Below are 14,430 nucleotides of genomic sequence, written 5' to 3'. Positions count from 1 at the left end.
CCACTCGCGGTCCGCTCCGGCAGTGACATCAAGCGCGCTCGAGCGCGAGCGCCACGCCCATGCCGCCGCCGATGCACAGCGAGGCCAGGCCGCGCTTCGCGTCGCGGCGCTGCATTTCGTGCAGCAGCGTCACGAGAATCCGGCAGCCCGACGCGCCGATCGGGTGACCGATTGCAATCGCCCCGCCGTTCACGTTGATCTTCGACGTGTCCCAGCCCATCTGCTTGTTCACGGCCAGCGCCTGCGCCGCGAACGCCTCGTTGATCTCCATGAGATCGAGCTCGTTCACCGACCAGCCCGCGCGCTCCAGCGCCCGCTTCGACGCCGGCACCGGGCCCATGCCCATCACCTTCGGATCGACGCCGCCGCTGGCGTACGCCTTGATGCGCGCGAGCGGCGTGAGGCCCAGTGCCTCGGCCTTCTTCGCCGACATCACCACGACCGCGGCTGCGCCGTCGTTGATGCCCGACGCGTTCGCCGCCGTCACCGTGCCTTCCTTGTTGAACGCCGGCTTCAGGCCCGCGAGCGATTCGGCCGTCACGCCGTGGCGCACGAACTCGTCGGTCCTGAACTGCAGCGGCTCACCCTTGCGCTGCGGAATTTCCACCGAGACGATCTCTTCGTCGAAACGGCCCGCCTTCTGCGCGGCTTCCGCCTTGTTCTGCGAGAGCGCCGCAAACGCGTCCTGTTCTTCGCGCGTGATGCCGTATTCCTTCGCGACGTTTTCCGCCGTCACGCCCATGTGGTACTGGTTGTACACGTCCCACAGGCCGTCGACGATCATGCTGTCGATGAGCTTCGCGTCGCCCATGCGGAAGCCGTCGCGCGAGCCCGGCAGCACGTGCGGCGCGGCGCTCATGTTCTCCTGTCCGCCGGCCACGACGATGTCCGAATCGCCCGCGATGATCGCGTTGGCCGCGAGCATCACCGCCTTCAGGCCCGAGCCGCACACCTTGTTGATCGTCATGGCGGGAACGGCCGCGGGCAGGCCCGCCTTGATCGACGCCTGACGCGCCACGTTCTGGCCCGAACCGGCCGTCAGCACCTGACCCATGATCACGTCGCTCACCTGCTCGGGCTTCACACCCGCGCGCTCGAGCGCGGCCTTGATGACGATCGCGCCCAGGTCGGGCGCCGCCACCTTCGCGAGCGAACCGCCGAATTTGCCTACTGCCGTACGTGCGGCCGAAACGATCACAATGTCAGTCATTTCCAGATCCTCCGGGCGACTTGGTGGCGCGCCATGCGCCCCGCCCGTCAAGTTGTTAATCCGAATTCCGCAGCAAGCGTTTCAATTGCCTCAATCGCGCTGCTGCACATAGCGCCCCGGCGCCGGCTCGATCTCGGGGAATTCCGCCGAGCCGGCTTGCGCACGCGGCTTCACCTTCTTGCCGCCGTACTGATCGAGCCATTCGGCCCAGGTCGGCCACCAGCTGCCGGGTTTTTCCTCGGCAGCCGCGAACCAGTCGTCGGCTTCTTCCGGCAGATGCTTCGCGTCGGCCTCGACGCTCCAGAAGCTGCGCTTGTTCTTCGACGCCGGGTTGATCACGCCGGCGATATGGCCCGACGCGCCAAGTACGAATTTCAGCGGCCCGGACAGCAACGGCACCGACGCATAGGCCGTGCGCCAGGGCACGATGTGATCCTCGCGCGAACCGTAGATGAAGGTCGGCACGTCGATGCGCGACAGATCCACTTCCTCGCCGCACACCGTGAGCGCGCCCGGCTCACGCAGCTTGTTTTCAAGGTACGTATTGCGCAGGTACCACGCGTACATCGGCCCCGGCAGGCTCGTCGAGTCGCTGTTCCAGAACAGCAGGTCGAACGGCGCGGGCGTACGGCCCTTCAGATAATTGTCGACGACGTAGTTCCAGACCAGATCGTTGGGCCGCAGGAACGAGAACGTGTTCGCGAACTCGACGCCGCGCATGAGCCCCGGCGTGCCGCCGTTCTTGCCGCCGATGGTCTGCTCACGCATCTGCACGTGGGCTTCGTCGACGAACACATCGAGCACGCCCGTGTCGCCGAAGTCGAGCATCGCGGTGAGCAGCGTCATCGATGCAGCGGGATGTTCGCCGCGCGCCGCCGCGACGGCCAGCGCCGTGGCGAGGAGCGTGCCGCCCACGCAAAAACCGAGCGTGTTGATCTGCTCGCGCTCGCTGATGCTGCGCGTCGTCTCGATCGCCGTTAGCACGCCCTCTTCGATGTAGTCGTCCCAGGACCGGTCCGCGATCGACGCGTCGCCGTTGTGCCACGAGACGAGGAACACCTGCTGCCCCTGCTCCAGCGCATACGCGACGAGCGAGTTCTCGGGCTGCAGGTCGAGGATGTAGTACTTGTTGATGCACGGCGGCACGATCAGAAGCGGCCGCTCGCGCACGGTGGCCGTGCGCGGCTTGTACTGGATCAGCTGGAATAGCGCGTTTTCGAATACGACCGAACCTTCGGTGGTCGCGAGGTTGCGGCCCACCACAAAGCGCGACTCGTCGGTTTGCGAAATCTTGCCGCGCGACATGTCGCCGATCAGGTTCATCACACCCTGGCGCAGGCTCTCGCCATGGGTTTCGAGCAAGGCGCTCTGCGCGTCGGGATTGAGCGCGAGGAAGTTGCTGGGCGAAGCTGCCGCGGTCCACTGCTGAACGGCGAAGCGAATGCGCTCGCGCGTCTTCGCATCGGTATCGAGCGCGTCGACGAGTTCGTGCAGGTAGCGCGCGTTGAGCAGATACCACGCCGCCGTGAATGCATACGCGGGCGTGGCCTTCCAGGCGTCGGAACTGAAGCGCCGGTCCTTGAGTTCGGGCGCCTTGGGCGTGGTGTCGGTGGCCTGACGCAGCAAGTCGAGCGCGTCGCGCGAATATTCCGCCTGCAGATGCTGAAGGCGCGTGGGTTCGATCGATGCCGTGGGAAGCTTGAAACCTTCGAACGGGTTCGCGCCACCGAAAGGATTGGCTGCGCCGAAAGGACTGCCGGCAGCGAACGGATTACCCGCGGCGAAGGGATTGCCGGCTGCAAATGGATTGCCCGCAGCGAAAGGATTGGACGCAGCGAAAGGGTTGCCTGCGGCAAAGGGATTACCCGCAGCGAAAGGATTGCCCGGCGCGCCGTTGCCCGCCGGCGGCCACCAGTTGGCCGCGAGTCCCGCGAAGGGCGCTTGCTGCGCCGCGCCGCCGGTTTGCTGCGCAGCATTCAGGGCGCTCTTCCAGGCGTTCGTCCACGCGTCGAGATACTGCTGCATGCCGGCTGCGTCGGGAGCAAAAGGCGGATTGCCGCGCGTCGCACCATCAGTTGAGGCGCCCGTGCCCGGGGCAGTCTTGGAACGTTGAGATGCCGTCATGCCTGCTTTTGACCGATGTGTCCCGAAGGACTGGTTGAGAGGCAGGTGGTACGCATACGGGCGCCGTTGCGGCGCTCGTCACGACCTGTCCCGTGGGTGAAGGACATTCTTGCTCCCCATTGCAAAGCGTGTCAATGCTTGTGCCCGATTTTGCCGCGCTGCGATATTTTTTTAATTATCGTTTTCCCGATGTAATCAATTGTTTAACTGCCGCGACACATTGCTGTGCGGTCTGGCGCACAAAAATTCGCCGTGGCGGCAAGCGTTTGCAGTGCAATGCGGTAATCGGGGAGCTAATGCACCGTGAGGGGAGCACAGTGCGTTGCGGGAATAGCTGCAGCGCAACAAAAATCGTCTGACTCGCCACGCGCCGCCGCGCCGTTTCACGACGGCGGCGCGGCGCAGCGAGGTCAGGGATTGAGCCAGATCAGCGCGGCCATGCGGCCGGTGACGCGATCGCGCCGGTACGAATAGAAGCGCTCGCGCAGCGTAACCGTGCACAGGTCGCCGCCGCTCACGTGGCGCACGCCGAGCGTATCGAGCCGCAGCCGCGCCAGCGCGGGAAGATCTGCAAGGTATTTGCCACTCGCCTCGGGGCGCGCCACGAAGGCCGCCGCGGTGGCGGCGCGATGGGCATCGCGTCGCGCCGCGTCGACCTGCTCCGCATGGGTCATGAACGCGTCGCGCACATCGGCGCCGACCTCGAAGGCCGTGGGCCCGATCGCGGGGCCGAGGTACGCATGCAGGTCGGCCGTCGCACAGCCCGCGAGCGCCGCGACGCGCTCGGCCGTGCGCTCGATGACGCCCGCGGCCAGCCCGCGCCAGCCCGCGTGCGCGGCGCCCACGGCGCGGCCCTCGGCATCGCAGAGCAAGACGGGCATGCAGTCGGCCACCATCACCGTGCAGGCGATGCCGGGCTCGGCGCTCACGCTCGCATCGGCTTCGAGCGGGGCGCCCGCGCGCGCGGCCGCAAGCGCCTGCGCGGCGTCGACCACGATCGGACCGTGGATCTGCTTGAGCCACGCGGCCGGCACACCCGCATGCGCGAAGAGCCGCTCGCGGTTCGCCTCGACGTGCGCAAGATCGTCGCCGGAGCCGCGGCCGAGATTCAGGCCGCCGGGGAGATCCACGCCTTCACCGCCCTGCGCCGCCTGCCAACGCCCGAATGGCGGCTCGCTCACGCCGCCGTCGCGCGTCGTCACCAGGGCGCGTACGCGCGGCGAAACCTGCCAGTCGGGATGCAGCAAAGCGTCGGATGTCAGTTCCGGGCAGGTCGTCATGCGTGCTTATCCTCGGTTTGCTCGTCGTCTTCGTCGTCTTCGTCATCTTCTTCGTCGCTGCCGATCACGTAGCCTTCGTCGGTGTACGCGCTGTCGAACATGTCCTCATCGAAGCCGGCTTCGTCCTCGTCTTCCTCGCCGCCGAAGCCGAGCGCCTCGATCAGCGCGTCCAGATCGTCGGGCACTTCGGCGCGCCATTGCATCGAGCGGCCCGTGACCGGATGAACTAGGCCGAGACGCCACGCATGCAGCGCCTGGCGCGCGAAGCCATCGGGCAGCGCCGCGACCGAGCGCTTGCCGCGCGCGTGGCCGTACACCGGATCGCCCAGCAGCGGATGACCGATGTGCGCGCAGTGAACACGAATCTGATGTGTGCGCCCCGTTTCCAGGTCGCAATGAATGGCGCTCACGGGCTGGTTGTGCCAGAGCGTCTTGTCGATGCGCCGGAAGTGCGTGCGCGCGGGCTTGCCCGACGCGCCCTTCACCACCGCCATGCGCGTGCGCTCGCGCGGGTCGCGGCCGATGGGTGCGTCGATGGTGCCTTCCTCGGCCATGTTGCCCCACACGAGCGCGAGATAGCGGCGCTTGACCGTGCGCGCCTGCAGCTGGCGCACGAGGTCCGTCTGCGCCTCTAGCGTGCGCGCGACGACCATCAACCCGGACGTTTCCTTGTCGAGCCGATGCACGATTCCCGCGCGCGGCAGACCCGCCGCGGCTTCGCCATAGCGATGCAGGAGGCCGTTGAGAAGCGTGCCGCTCCAGTTGCCCGCGGCCGGATGCACGACGAGCCCGGCGGGCTTGTTGATGACGACGATGGCGTCGTCCTCGTAGACGATGTCGAGCGGCACCGGCTCGGGCGTGAACGCGAGCTGCTCGGGCAGGAGGTCCGGCACGAGCTCGATGGTCGCGCCGAGCGGCACCGGCTGGCGCACCTTGGCCGGCTTGCCGTCCACGCGCACGCGCTGCTCTTCGATCCAGCCCTGCAGACGGCTGCGTGAAAATTCCGGAAATACCTTGGCGAGCACCTTGTCGAGGCGCTCGCCAGCGAGCTCATCTGGCACCTGAACCGAGCGCGGGGCTTCGTCGCCGCGCGCACGCGGGGCGCCGCCGACGCCCTCGCCTGCGAGTTCGTCGTCGAGCCCCTCACTGGAGGCTGCGTCATCGGGCGCATCGCCCAGGCTATAATCTCTGATGCTGTTTTGGGCGCCGGGAGCGCCGGCCCCCGGAATAACTGTACGGGTCATTGAGTCTGGGTCACCTGTAGACCTGAAGCTGGACTGGATAAATGCGAGCCTTGAACACGATTACGAAACTGGCCCAACACGCGGTGGCCCGAAACGCAATGCGCGCGACGCGAGCAAACACGCTCGGCAAGATTGGCAACATCATTCGGCTTGCTGCTTGCGGCGCGGCGTTCGCCGTGGTCGCGGCCTGCCACGGCCTGCCGGAAAAGACCGACGAAACGGCAGCGTGGAACAACAACAAATTATATACGGAGGCCCAGGACGCGCTCTCCGGCGGCGACTGGGGCAAGTGCGCAAAATATTTTGAAGCACTCCAGGGCCGCGACCCGTTCGGCCACTTCGCCCAGCAGGCGCAGATCAACGTGGCCTACTGCAACTGGAAGGACAACGAGAACGACGCCGCCGACCAGGCGATCAACCGCTTCATCCAGTTGCACCCGGATCACCCGGACATCGCCTACGCGTACTATCTCAAGGGCATGATCCACTTCAACGACGACCTGGGTCTGTTCGGCCGCTTCTCGGGCCAGGACATGAGCGAGCGCGACCCGAAGTCGCTGCGCGAGTCGTATGACGCGTTCAAGGTGGTGGTCGACAAGTATCCGCAGAGCAAGTACGCGCCGGACGCCGCCCAGCGCATGCGCTACATCGTGAACGCGCTCGCCTCGCACGAAGTGCACGCGGCCGACTACTACTATCGCCGCGGCGCCTATGTGGCGGCCATCAACCGCGCGCAGCTCGCGATTCAGGACTACAAGAGCGCGCCGGCAATCGAAGACGCGCTGCACATCATGATCCTGTCGTACCAGAAGCTCGATCAGCCGCAGCTCGCCGAAGACACGCGCCGCGTGCTCGCCGGCACCTTCCCGGACAGCCCGTACATCACCGGTCACGCGCGTCCCGGCAAGGAAAACAAGTCCTGGTGGCAGATCTGGTGATCGCCGCGCCTCTAGCCTGAGGCCCGCAGCAAAGCAAAACGCCACGGTTTCCCGTGGCGTTTTTTTTGGCTTCGGCGGCCGCAGCGCAGGCTACGCGCCTGCGCTGTCGCGGCGTTTGCTCAGTCGCGCTCGAACAGCGCGATCGATTCCACGTGCGACGTGTGCGGGAACATGTTGACCACGCCCGCGCCCTTGAGCCGATAGCCGGCCTCGTTGACGAGCACGCCCGCGTCGCGGGCTAGCGTCCCGGGACTGCACGACACGTAGACAATGCGTTTGGGCAGCGGACCATTGCCGCTCTGCGCGATTTCCGCGAGCGCCTGGGAAACGGCGAACGCGCCTTCGCGCGGCGGGTCGACGAGGAACTTGTCGAAGTGGCCGAGCGCGCGGATGTCGTCGGCGGTGACTTCGAACAGGTTGCGGCACGCAAACGACGTGTGGCCGTCCACGCCATTGGCGCGGGCATTTTCCAGCGCGCGCGCCGTCAGCGTATCGCTGCCTTCGATCCCCACCACTTCGCGCGCGAGACGCGCGAGCGGCAGCGTGAAGTTGCCGATGCCGCAGAACAGATCGAGCACACGGTCGCCGGCCTCGGGCGCGAGCAGGCGCAGCGCGCGGCCCACCAGCACGCGGTTGATCTGGTGATTGACCTGGGTGAAGTCCGTCGGCTTGAACGGCATGCGAATGCCGTATTCGGGCAGCGTGTAGTCCAGCTCCTTGTCGAGCGGATAGAACGGGAACACCGTGTCCGGGCCCTTCGGCTGCAGCCAGAACTGGACGTTGTGCGCGTCCGCGAACGCGCGCAGCAGGTCTTCGTCGGCGGCCGTGAGCGGCTCGAGAATACGCAGCACGAGCGCCGTCACGCTTGAACCCACGGCGAGTTCGATCTGCGGCATGCGATCGCGAATCGACAGCGCGGCCACCAGATGACGCAGCGGCACGAGCATCGCCGAGACGTTCGGCGGCAGCACTTCGCAGCTCGTCATGTCGGCCACGTAGCTGCTCTTCTTCTCGTGGAAGCCGACCAGCACACCGCCCTTCTTCGGCACATTGCGCACCGTGAGGCGCGCACGATAGCGGTAGCCCCACGACGGCCCGTGAATCGGCCGGAACATCGTCTCCGAGCGCACCTTCGAGAGGTGCATGAGGTTATCTTCGAGCACGCGCTGCTTGACGGCGATCTGCGCGCGCACGTCGAGGTGCTGCATCGAGCAGCCGCCGCAGGTGCCGAAGAACGCGCATTGCGGCTTCGTGCGGATCGCGCTCTCGCGCAGCACGTCGACCACCTGCGCCTGTTCGAACGTGGGCTTCTTGCGGTAGCTCAGGTAGGTCACGCGCTCGCCCGGCAACGCGCCCTCGACGAAGATCACCTTGCCGGGCTCGCCCGTCTCGGTCACGGTGCGGCCAACGCCGCGGGCCTCCATGTCGAGCGACTCGATCTCGAGAATGGGGGCATGAGCGACCGAAGCTTCGATGGCGGCGCGCTTTTCGGCGCGGCGCTCGCGCTTGCTGCGCTTTTTCGGGGGCGTGGACGGCATGGGCTCGGCCTGGGCAGGCTCGGCTTGAGGGTCGGGGGCAGCTTGAGACACCAGCGGATTCCTGACTGACGATGAGTGAATTGTGGGCGAAGGCGAGATTGTAGTCGAAGTCGGCGCCCGCGCTGCGGCGCTGCTGTTTTCGAGGTGGTCCGGTCGTGCTCGCTGCGCCCCGCAGTCACCGCGGCCATCGCATTCGTCATACGACATATCGGGAAAAACAGGCTAGGGTTAAACATGCGTGCGCGAACCGCCGCCGCACCATACGAGGAGCGTGCCGATGAAACTGGTGAGCTGGAATGTGCAGTGGGGCCGCGACGCTTCTGGCGTCGTCGATCTCGCGCGCACGGTGCGCGAGGCGCAGCGCCTCGCCGACTTCGACGTGCTGTGCCTGCAGGAGATCACGCGCGGCTTCCGGGCGCTGCCGGGTGGTCCCGGCGACGATCAGTTCGCCGAACTGCGCGCGCTGCTGCCCGGCTATACGGTCATCGAGGCGATTGGCGCCGACTTGCCTGCGCCGCGTGGCGCGCAAGCCTCTAGTCAAGGCACGGCGCAAATGCCGCGCCGCCAGTTCGGCAACGCGCTCGCCACGCGCTTGCCGCTCGCGCAGGTTTTTCGCCATGCTCTGCCGTGGCCCGCCGACTCCACCGCACCCTCAATGCAACGCGTGGCGCTCGAAGCCGTGCTCGACGTGCCGGGCGGCGCGCTGCGCGTGCTGGTCACGCATCTGGAGTTTTATTCGCTGCGCCAGCGGCTCGCGCAAGTCGACGAGCTGCGGCGCCTGCAGCAGGAAGCCGCCGATCACGCGGCGCATCCCGCGCCCGCCGAAAACGATGTGGGCCCGTTCGCCCGCACCGCGCGCCCGCTATCCGCGATCGTCTGCGGCGACTTCAACAGCGCGTGGGGCAGCGAGGCGTACACGCGCATGCTCGAACCGCTCGCGGGCAGCCCAGCCTTCATCGACGCGTGGACCGCGCTGCATGCGGGCGCGACGCCGCCGCCAACGGCCGGCGTGTATGACACGAAGCAATGGTCGGACGGTCCGCTCGCGTGCGACTTCGTCTTCATCACGGAGGATTTGCGCCCACGCTTGCGAAACTGCGAGATAGACGGCGCGACCCAGGCTTCGGATCATCAGCCGATCGTGCTCGAACTCGGCTGAGGGACGACGCCGTGCCTAGCTCGCGAAGGCCTCGAGATACTCGCCCCAATGCGGTGCGGATTCCGCGGCGAGCGACTGCTTCACGAACTCGATCTCATCCGCATATTCGCGCTCTGTGAAACCGCCGCGCATCATCTGAAACCGGCAATAGAGCAGATACGTGTTGACCACGTCGGTTTCGCAGTAGTTGCGGATCTCCTCGATGCGGCCTTCCTGAAACGCGGCCCACACCTGGCCGCCGTCCATGCCGAGCTTGCCCGGAAAACCGCAGAGCTTCGCGAGCGCGTCGAGCGGTGCGTTAGCGCGCGGCTGATACATCGCGAGGACATCCATCAGGTCGGTGTGACGCGTGTGGTAGCGGCTAAGGTAGTTGTTCCACTTGAACTCGCGGTCCTCTTCACCCGTTTCCCAGTAGCGCACCGCGCGAATGCCGTGCACGAGCGCACGATAGTGCAGCACCGGCAAGTCGAAGCCGCCGCCGTTCCACGACACGAGCTGCGGCGAGTACTTCTCGATCGTGCGGTAGAACGAATCGATCAGGCGCGCCTCGCCGTCTTCGGGCGTGCCGAGCGAGCGCACGCGAAAGCCCTGGCCGTCGCGAAATACGCACGAGATAGCAGCGACACGCTGCAGGTGATGCGGCAGGAAATCGCTGCCGGTTTTCTCGCGGCGCGCGGCGAAGGCGTGCTCGGCGACTTCGGTGTCGGTGAGCGCGGCGGGCAGATCGTCGAGACGGCGAATGCCGTCGACATCGGGAATCGTCTCGATGTCGAATACGAGTACAGGAACTGTCATTCAGATGGACTGCGAGGGTTTAGAGTACGGCGTCCTTGCGCACGCCGTTCGAAGCGAAAAAGCGCTTGAGGCGCACCAGCGCTTCCTGCTGGATCTGCCGCACGCGCTCGCGGGTGAGGCCCATTTCGTCGGCCAGCTCTTCGAGCGTGGCGGGCTCGATATGGTTCAGCCCGAAGCGCCGTTCGATGACATGGCGATGCTTATCGGATAACCGGCCGAGCCACGCGCGTGTAAGCGTTTCCAGTTCGCGATGCTGCACTTCGGCATCGGGCGACTGGCTCTGGTCGTCCGAGAGCAGGTCGAGCAGGCTGCTAGCCGGGTCGAGGTCGAGCGGAGCGTCGAGCGAGGCCGTGTGTTCGTTGAGCGCGAGAATGTCAGTGACTTCCTCGGTGGTCTTTCCCGTGAGATACGCGATGTCGTCGATGCTCGCGTCGCGCCGCTCGGAGGCCGAATCGGCGTTGAGCGAGTTCTTCTCCAGATGTCGCTTCGCGCGCAGCACCTGGTTGAGCTCACGGATCACGTGCACCGGCAAACGCACGGTGCGCGCCTGGTTCATGATCGCGCGCTCGATGCTCTGGCGGATCCACCAGGTCGCATACGTCGAGAAACGGAAGCCGCGCGTGGGATCGAACTTTTCGATCGCGTGCATGAGGCCGAGGTTGCCCTCCTCGATCAGGTCGAGCAGCGGCACGCCGCGATTGAGGTAACCCTTGGCAATGCTGACGACGAGGCGCAGATTGCGCTCGATCATGACCTGACGCGCTTCGAACTCGCCGGCTTTGGCGAGCCGCGAGTAGCGCTGCTCCTCCTCGACAGTGAGGAGCGGCTTCACGCTGATCCGGTTCAGATAATGCTGGATGGTGTCGGCCGTGAGTTCGGCCTGCAGCATGGCGCGGAAATCGTCGGCGTCGGGTGCGGCATCGGCGGTTTCGGTGCCCTCGCCCGAGCCGCCTTCGTCGGACTGCGAATCGCGCTCTTCACGCTCCTCGCGCTCTTCGTAGTCGCGGCCGCCGTCGAGTTCGGGCGACGCGTCGTCGTCGCCCGCCTGCGCGCCGTCCTCCACCGAAACCTGGGCGGCTTGGCTGTCAGACTCGGATTGCTGCAGACGGCGCTTCGATTTCGGCATGGTCGGCTCGCTTTTATTGCGGCGGCAAGTACTTCAGTGGGTCGACGGGCTTACCCTGACGGCGTACTTCGAAATGCAGCATCACCCGGTCCGAGTCGGTATTGCCCATTTCGGCGATCTTCTGACCTTTGGTGACCGCATCCCCTTCTTTTACCATCAAAGTCCGGTTGTGTGCATACGCGGTCAAAAACGTCGCGTCATGCTTGATGATAATGAGATTGCCGTAACCGCGCAGCCCATTTCCGGCATAAACCACGCGTCCATCGCCGGCTGCCTTGACAGGATCGCCCGACGCACCGCCAATATTGATGCCCTTGTTCTTCGTATCGTCGAAGCCGTTGAGCACCGGACCACGCACCGGCCACGTGAGCGCGATGTTGCCGCCCGGCGCCGCGGCGACATCGCCGCCGCTCGCACCCGGCTGCGGCGGCACGGCGGCCGTCGGCGGGGCTGCGTTCGCACCCGAACCGTAGATCGGCGGCTGCGCCGGCGTCCCCGCTGCCGGAGCGCCCGGTGCAGCGCCCACGCCCGGCACCGGCGCGGTCACGACACCCGGCGTATACGCCGACGGATTCGCACCCGGCGGCACGACGCGCAACAACTGGTCCACCTCAATCTGGTTCGGATTGGTGAGATTGTTCCACGTCGCGATGTCGCGATAATTCTGGCCGTTTTCGAGCGCAATCCTATAGAGAGTGTCGCCCGGCTTCACCCGGTAATATCCCGGAGGCGGCGGCCCGAGCGGCACCGGAGGCTGTGCAGCCGCCGTGCCGAGCGGCGCGGTGCGGTCGACCACGGGTGCCTGATCGAGTCGCGTGGCGCAGGCGGCCAGAAGACAGAGCGCGGCGACCGCGGCGCCGCGCTGGGCTGCGATCAGCGTGGCTTCGGGCAGGTCGACATTCAGGCGGTTTCTTTTGATCGCGCGCAACATACTCATCGGATTCAGATCACTCCAGATTTTAAGGGGACAAAGAAAACGCGATCCAGGCGTGACTCCCGCCACTGCGCCGGCCCCGTACGCTCGACGAGCGTGAGGACCTGCGTCGCTTCGCCGGCGGCACTCTGGGTGCCGGACACCGCGACCGGCGCCACGAGCCGCCCGCCAATGGCGAGCTGCTCGAGCAGCGCCTGCGGCACGTCGAAGCCCGCAGCAGCGATCACGATCGCGTCGAACGGCGCCGCCGACGGCAAACCGAGCCGTCCGTCGCCGTAGTGCAAGCGGATATTCGGGATACGCAGCGGACGAAGATTCGTCTTCGCGCGCTCGTATAACGGCTTGATGCGCTCAATGGAATACACGTCGCGTGCGATCTGGCTCAACACCGCTGCCTGATAGCCGCAGCCGGTGCCGATTTCGAGCACGCGCTCCAGCACGCGGCCCGCGCCCGCGAGCTCGAGCATGCGCGCGACCACGGAAGGCTTTGAGATGGTCTGGTGATGACCGATCGGCAACGCCGCATCTTCGTAGGCCTGGGTCGCGAGACCCGGATCGATGAACATGTGGCGCGGCACGGCCGCGAGCGCCTGGAGCACGCGCGCATCGGCGATGCCGTTCGCACGCAGGCGTTCGACCATGCGTTCGCGTATGCGTTCCGAAGTCAGCGCATGCGCGCCGTTGAGCGCAACGGCGGGCGCGCCCGTGACGGCCACAGCAGCACGCGGCACACTCACGCCGCCCGGCATGGCGGCGCGCGGCGCGGCAGCGTTGCCGGCAGGATGCGCAGGCTTGATCGAACCCGCCGGCTTTGCGCTCACCGGCTTCGCATTGACCGGCTTCGCAGGCGGCGCCTTGAACGGTGTGCTCACGGAGGACTTCGCGACGGCCGGATTACCTACCTTCGCGCCGGGCTTCGCGAGTGTGCCGACGCCCGGTTTCGACGGACTGCTGTTGCCCGCGTTCGCGAGCGAGGGGCGTGCTTCGCCCGGACGCGCGTCGCGCCGGCGCGGCTCGCGTACGAGATCCGCAAGCCCGAGCGGAAAACGCTTCGTGCGCTCGCCCGTCATGAAGCACTGCCGCCCTTGCGCGCCCAGTCGTGCGTCGCGGACAGCATTTGCGTATGGGTGAGATCGAGTTGCAGCGGCGTGATCGACACATGGCCGTTCGCTACCGCGTGGAAGTCCGTGCCCTCGCTCGCATCGCGTGCGCTGCCCGACGGCCCGATCCAGTAAATCGGCTCGCCGCGCGGGTTGGTCTCGCGGATCACGGGCTGCGAAGGATGACGCTTGCCGAGGCGTGTGACGCGCCAGTCGCCAAGCTCTTCGTACGGCAGGTTCGGAATGTTGACGTTCAGCAGCGGATGACCCGGCAGCGGGTTCGCGAGGTAATGCGCAACGATCTCGGCCGCGACGCGCGCGGCGGAACCGAGATGCACCCAGTCTTTATCGACGAGCGAGAACGCGATGGCCGGCAAGCCGAACATAATGCCTTCGGTCGCCGCGGCCACCGTGCCCGAGTACAGCGTGTCCTCGCCCATGTTCTGGCCGTTGTTGATGCCGGAGACCACGAGGTCGGGTTGCTGGTCGAGCATGCCCGTGAGTGCGATGTGCACCGAGTCGGTGGGCGTGCCGTTCACGTAATAGAAGCCGGTGCTCGCCGATCGCAAAACCGACAGCGGGCGCCACAGCGTAAGCGAGTTCGATGCGGCGCTGCAGTTCTGCTCGGGCGCCATGACCGTGACTTCGCCGAGCGGCTTGAGCGCTTCATACAGCGCCGCAAGGCCGGGGGCGAGGTAACCGTCGTCGTTGCTGAGTAGTATTCGCATCGAGCGATTGTAACCGAGGAAAGAAGGCACGCGAACGACAGCCCGGCCCATACGCCAGGGCGTGTCTGCCACTGGGCTGCACGTCCAAATCATGCGCCGGTGCGGGGCGCATTCGCATCCACGGCACGGCTCGAAAGACACCCGGTCATCGACGCGAAATAAATCGCACGATCGTTCGCATTGCGGCGGATTGCCGTACACTGTCCCGCGGTAGCGAATGCATGACCGACGCAACTGCAAGCAACCGAACCGGA

12 protein-coding genes are annotated in these 14,430 nt (G+C 66.2%); 2 read left to right on the top strand and 10 right to left on the bottom strand.

All coding sequences use genetic code 11. The annotated features are described in order from the left end of the window. Nucleotides 1-28: 28 nt before the first annotated feature. From AB4Y36_RS21980 to AB4Y36_RS21965, 4 genes are all read right to left on the bottom strand, one after another. Nucleotides 29-1,210, bottom strand: coding sequence for an acetyl-CoA C-acetyltransferase (locus AB4Y36_RS21980; RefSeq protein ID WP_368684049.1), 1,182 nt, complete (start codon nt 1,208-1,210; stop codon nt 29-31). A 90-nt stretch (nt 1,211-1,300) separates the two neighbouring features. Further along, nucleotides 1,301-3,235: a class I poly(R)-hydroxyalkanoic acid synthase gene (phaC, locus tag AB4Y36_RS21975; protein WP_368684048.1), complete on the bottom strand. Its 1,935-nt coding sequence runs from the start codon at nt 3,233-3,235 to the stop codon at nt 1,301-1,303. Between the two features lie 509 nt (nt 3,236-3,744). Further along, nucleotides 3,745-4,614 carry a peptidoglycan editing factor PgeF gene (gene pgeF / locus AB4Y36_RS21970; RefSeq protein ID WP_368684047.1) on the bottom strand — a complete coding sequence of 290 codons (870 nt, stop codon included), beginning with the start codon at nt 4,612-4,614 and terminating at the stop codon, nt 3,745-3,747. Beyond that, nucleotides 4,611-5,858 (bottom strand): RluA family pseudouridine synthase, encoded by a 1,248-nt coding sequence (locus AB4Y36_RS21965; RefSeq protein ID WP_368684046.1) that lies wholly within the window; start codon nt 5,856-5,858, stop codon nt 4,611-4,613. The genes pgeF and AB4Y36_RS21965 overlap by 4 nt, the downstream gene beginning before the upstream one ends. A 41-nt stretch (nt 5,859-5,899) precedes the next feature. Here AB4Y36_RS21965 and AB4Y36_RS21960 point away from each other — a divergent pair, with 41 nt between their 5' ends. Beyond that, nucleotides 5,900-6,796 (top strand): outer membrane protein assembly factor BamD, encoded by an 897-nt coding sequence (locus tag AB4Y36_RS21960; RefSeq protein ID WP_083245503.1) that lies wholly within the window; start codon nt 5,900-5,902, stop codon nt 6,794-6,796. A gap of 119 nt (nt 6,797-6,915) precedes the next feature. Here the strand turns inward: AB4Y36_RS21960 and rlmD are convergent, their stop codons facing one another. Further along, the gene (gene rlmD, locus AB4Y36_RS21955; protein WP_368606720.1) at nt 6,916-8,334 is read right to left on the bottom strand and encodes a 23S rRNA (uracil(1939)-C(5))-methyltransferase RlmD; all 1,419 of its coding nucleotides are present in this window, start codon (nt 8,332-8,334) and stop codon (nt 6,916-6,918) included. Nucleotides 8,335-8,611: 277 nt separating this feature from the next. Between rlmD and AB4Y36_RS21950 the strand changes: the two genes are divergently transcribed. Further along, nucleotides 8,612-9,493, top strand: coding sequence for an endonuclease/exonuclease/phosphatase family protein (locus AB4Y36_RS21950; protein WP_368606702.1), 882 nt, complete (start codon nt 8,612-8,614; stop codon nt 9,491-9,493). 15 nt (nt 9,494-9,508) lie between these two features. Here AB4Y36_RS21950 and AB4Y36_RS21945 read toward each other — a convergent pair whose 3' ends face one another. Genes AB4Y36_RS21945 through surE form a run of 5 tightly spaced genes read right to left on the bottom strand, consistent with a single transcriptional unit; the run spans nt 9,509 to nt 14,176 of the window. After that, nucleotides 9,509-10,288: a 3'-5' exonuclease gene (locus AB4Y36_RS21945; RefSeq protein WP_368684045.1), complete on the bottom strand. Its 780-nt coding sequence runs from the start codon at nt 10,286-10,288 to the stop codon at nt 9,509-9,511. A gap of 19 nt (nt 10,289-10,307) precedes the next feature. Then, nucleotides 10,308-11,414 carry an RNA polymerase sigma factor RpoS gene (rpoS, locus tag AB4Y36_RS21940; RefSeq protein ID WP_069267496.1) on the bottom strand — a complete coding sequence of 369 codons (1,107 nt, stop codon included), beginning with the start codon at nt 11,412-11,414 and terminating at the stop codon, nt 10,308-10,310. A 13-nt stretch (nt 11,415-11,427) separates the two neighbouring features. Next, on the bottom strand, nt 11,428-12,351 hold the full coding sequence (locus AB4Y36_RS21935) for a peptidoglycan DD-metalloendopeptidase family protein (RefSeq protein WP_069267497.1): 924 nt from the start codon (nt 12,349-12,351) through the stop codon (nt 11,428-11,430). Nucleotides 12,352-12,356: 5 nt separating this feature from the next. Continuing rightward, nucleotides 12,357-13,418: a protein-L-isoaspartate(D-aspartate) O-methyltransferase gene (locus AB4Y36_RS21930; protein WP_069267498.1), complete on the bottom strand. Its 1,062-nt coding sequence runs from the start codon at nt 13,416-13,418 to the stop codon at nt 12,357-12,359. Next, nucleotides 13,415-14,176 carry a 5'/3'-nucleotidase SurE gene (gene surE, locus AB4Y36_RS21925; protein ID WP_368684044.1) on the bottom strand — a complete coding sequence of 254 codons (762 nt, stop codon included), beginning with the start codon at nt 14,174-14,176 and terminating at the stop codon, nt 13,415-13,417. The genes AB4Y36_RS21930 and surE overlap by 4 nt, the downstream gene beginning before the upstream one ends. Between the last annotated feature and the right edge of the window lie 254 nt (nt 14,177-14,430).

Origin of the sequence: Paraburkholderia sp. BR10936, assembly GCF_040965735.1 — a bacterium.
GTDB classification, from domain to species: domain Bacteria; phylum Pseudomonadota; class Gammaproteobacteria; order Burkholderiales; family Burkholderiaceae; genus Paraburkholderia; species Paraburkholderia nodosa_A.
This window is presented reverse-complemented; position numbering and strand designations above follow the sequence as displayed.

Bases quoted from the DNA above. Each gene is read 5' to 3' on its own strand.
- rlmD (WP_368606720.1), bottom strand. From the start codon at position 8,334: ATGCCGTCCACGCCCCCGAAAAAGCGCAGCAAGCGCGAGCGCCGCGCC.
- AB4Y36_RS21980 (WP_368684049.1), bottom strand. From the start codon at position 1,210: ATGACTGACATTGTGATCGTTTCGGCCGCACGTACGGCAGTAGGCAAA.
- AB4Y36_RS21935 (WP_069267497.1), bottom strand. From the start codon at position 12,351: ATGAGTATGTTGCGCGCGATCAAAAGAAACCGCCTGAATGTCGACCTG.
- rpoS (WP_069267496.1), bottom strand. From the start codon at position 11,414: ATGCCGAAATCGAAGCGCCGTCTGCAGCAATCCGAGTCTGACAGCCAA.
- pgeF (WP_368684047.1), bottom strand. From the start codon at position 4,614: ATGACGACCTGCCCGGAACTGACATCCGACGCTTTGCTGCATCCCGAC.
- AB4Y36_RS21950 (WP_368606702.1), top strand. From the start codon at position 8,612: ATGAAACTGGTGAGCTGGAATGTGCAGTGGGGCCGCGACGCTTCTGGC.
- AB4Y36_RS21930 (WP_069267498.1), bottom strand. From the start codon at position 13,418: ATGACGGGCGAGCGCACGAAGCGTTTTCCGCTCGGGCTTGCGGATCTC.
- AB4Y36_RS21960 (WP_083245503.1), top strand. From the start codon at position 5,900: ATGCGAGCCTTGAACACGATTACGAAACTGGCCCAACACGCGGTGGCC.
- surE (WP_368684044.1), bottom strand. From the start codon at position 14,176: ATGCGAATACTACTCAGCAACGACGACGGTTACCTCGCCCCCGGCCTT.
- AB4Y36_RS21945 (WP_368684045.1), bottom strand. From the start codon at position 10,288: ATGACAGTTCCTGTACTCGTATTCGACATCGAGACGATTCCCGATGTC.
- AB4Y36_RS21965 (WP_368684046.1), bottom strand. From the start codon at position 5,858: ATGACCCGTACAGTTATTCCGGGGGCCGGCGCTCCCGGCGCCCAAAAC.
- phaC (WP_368684048.1), bottom strand. From the start codon at position 3,235: ATGCAGCAGTATCTCGACGCGTGGACGAACGCCTGGAAGAGCGCCCTG.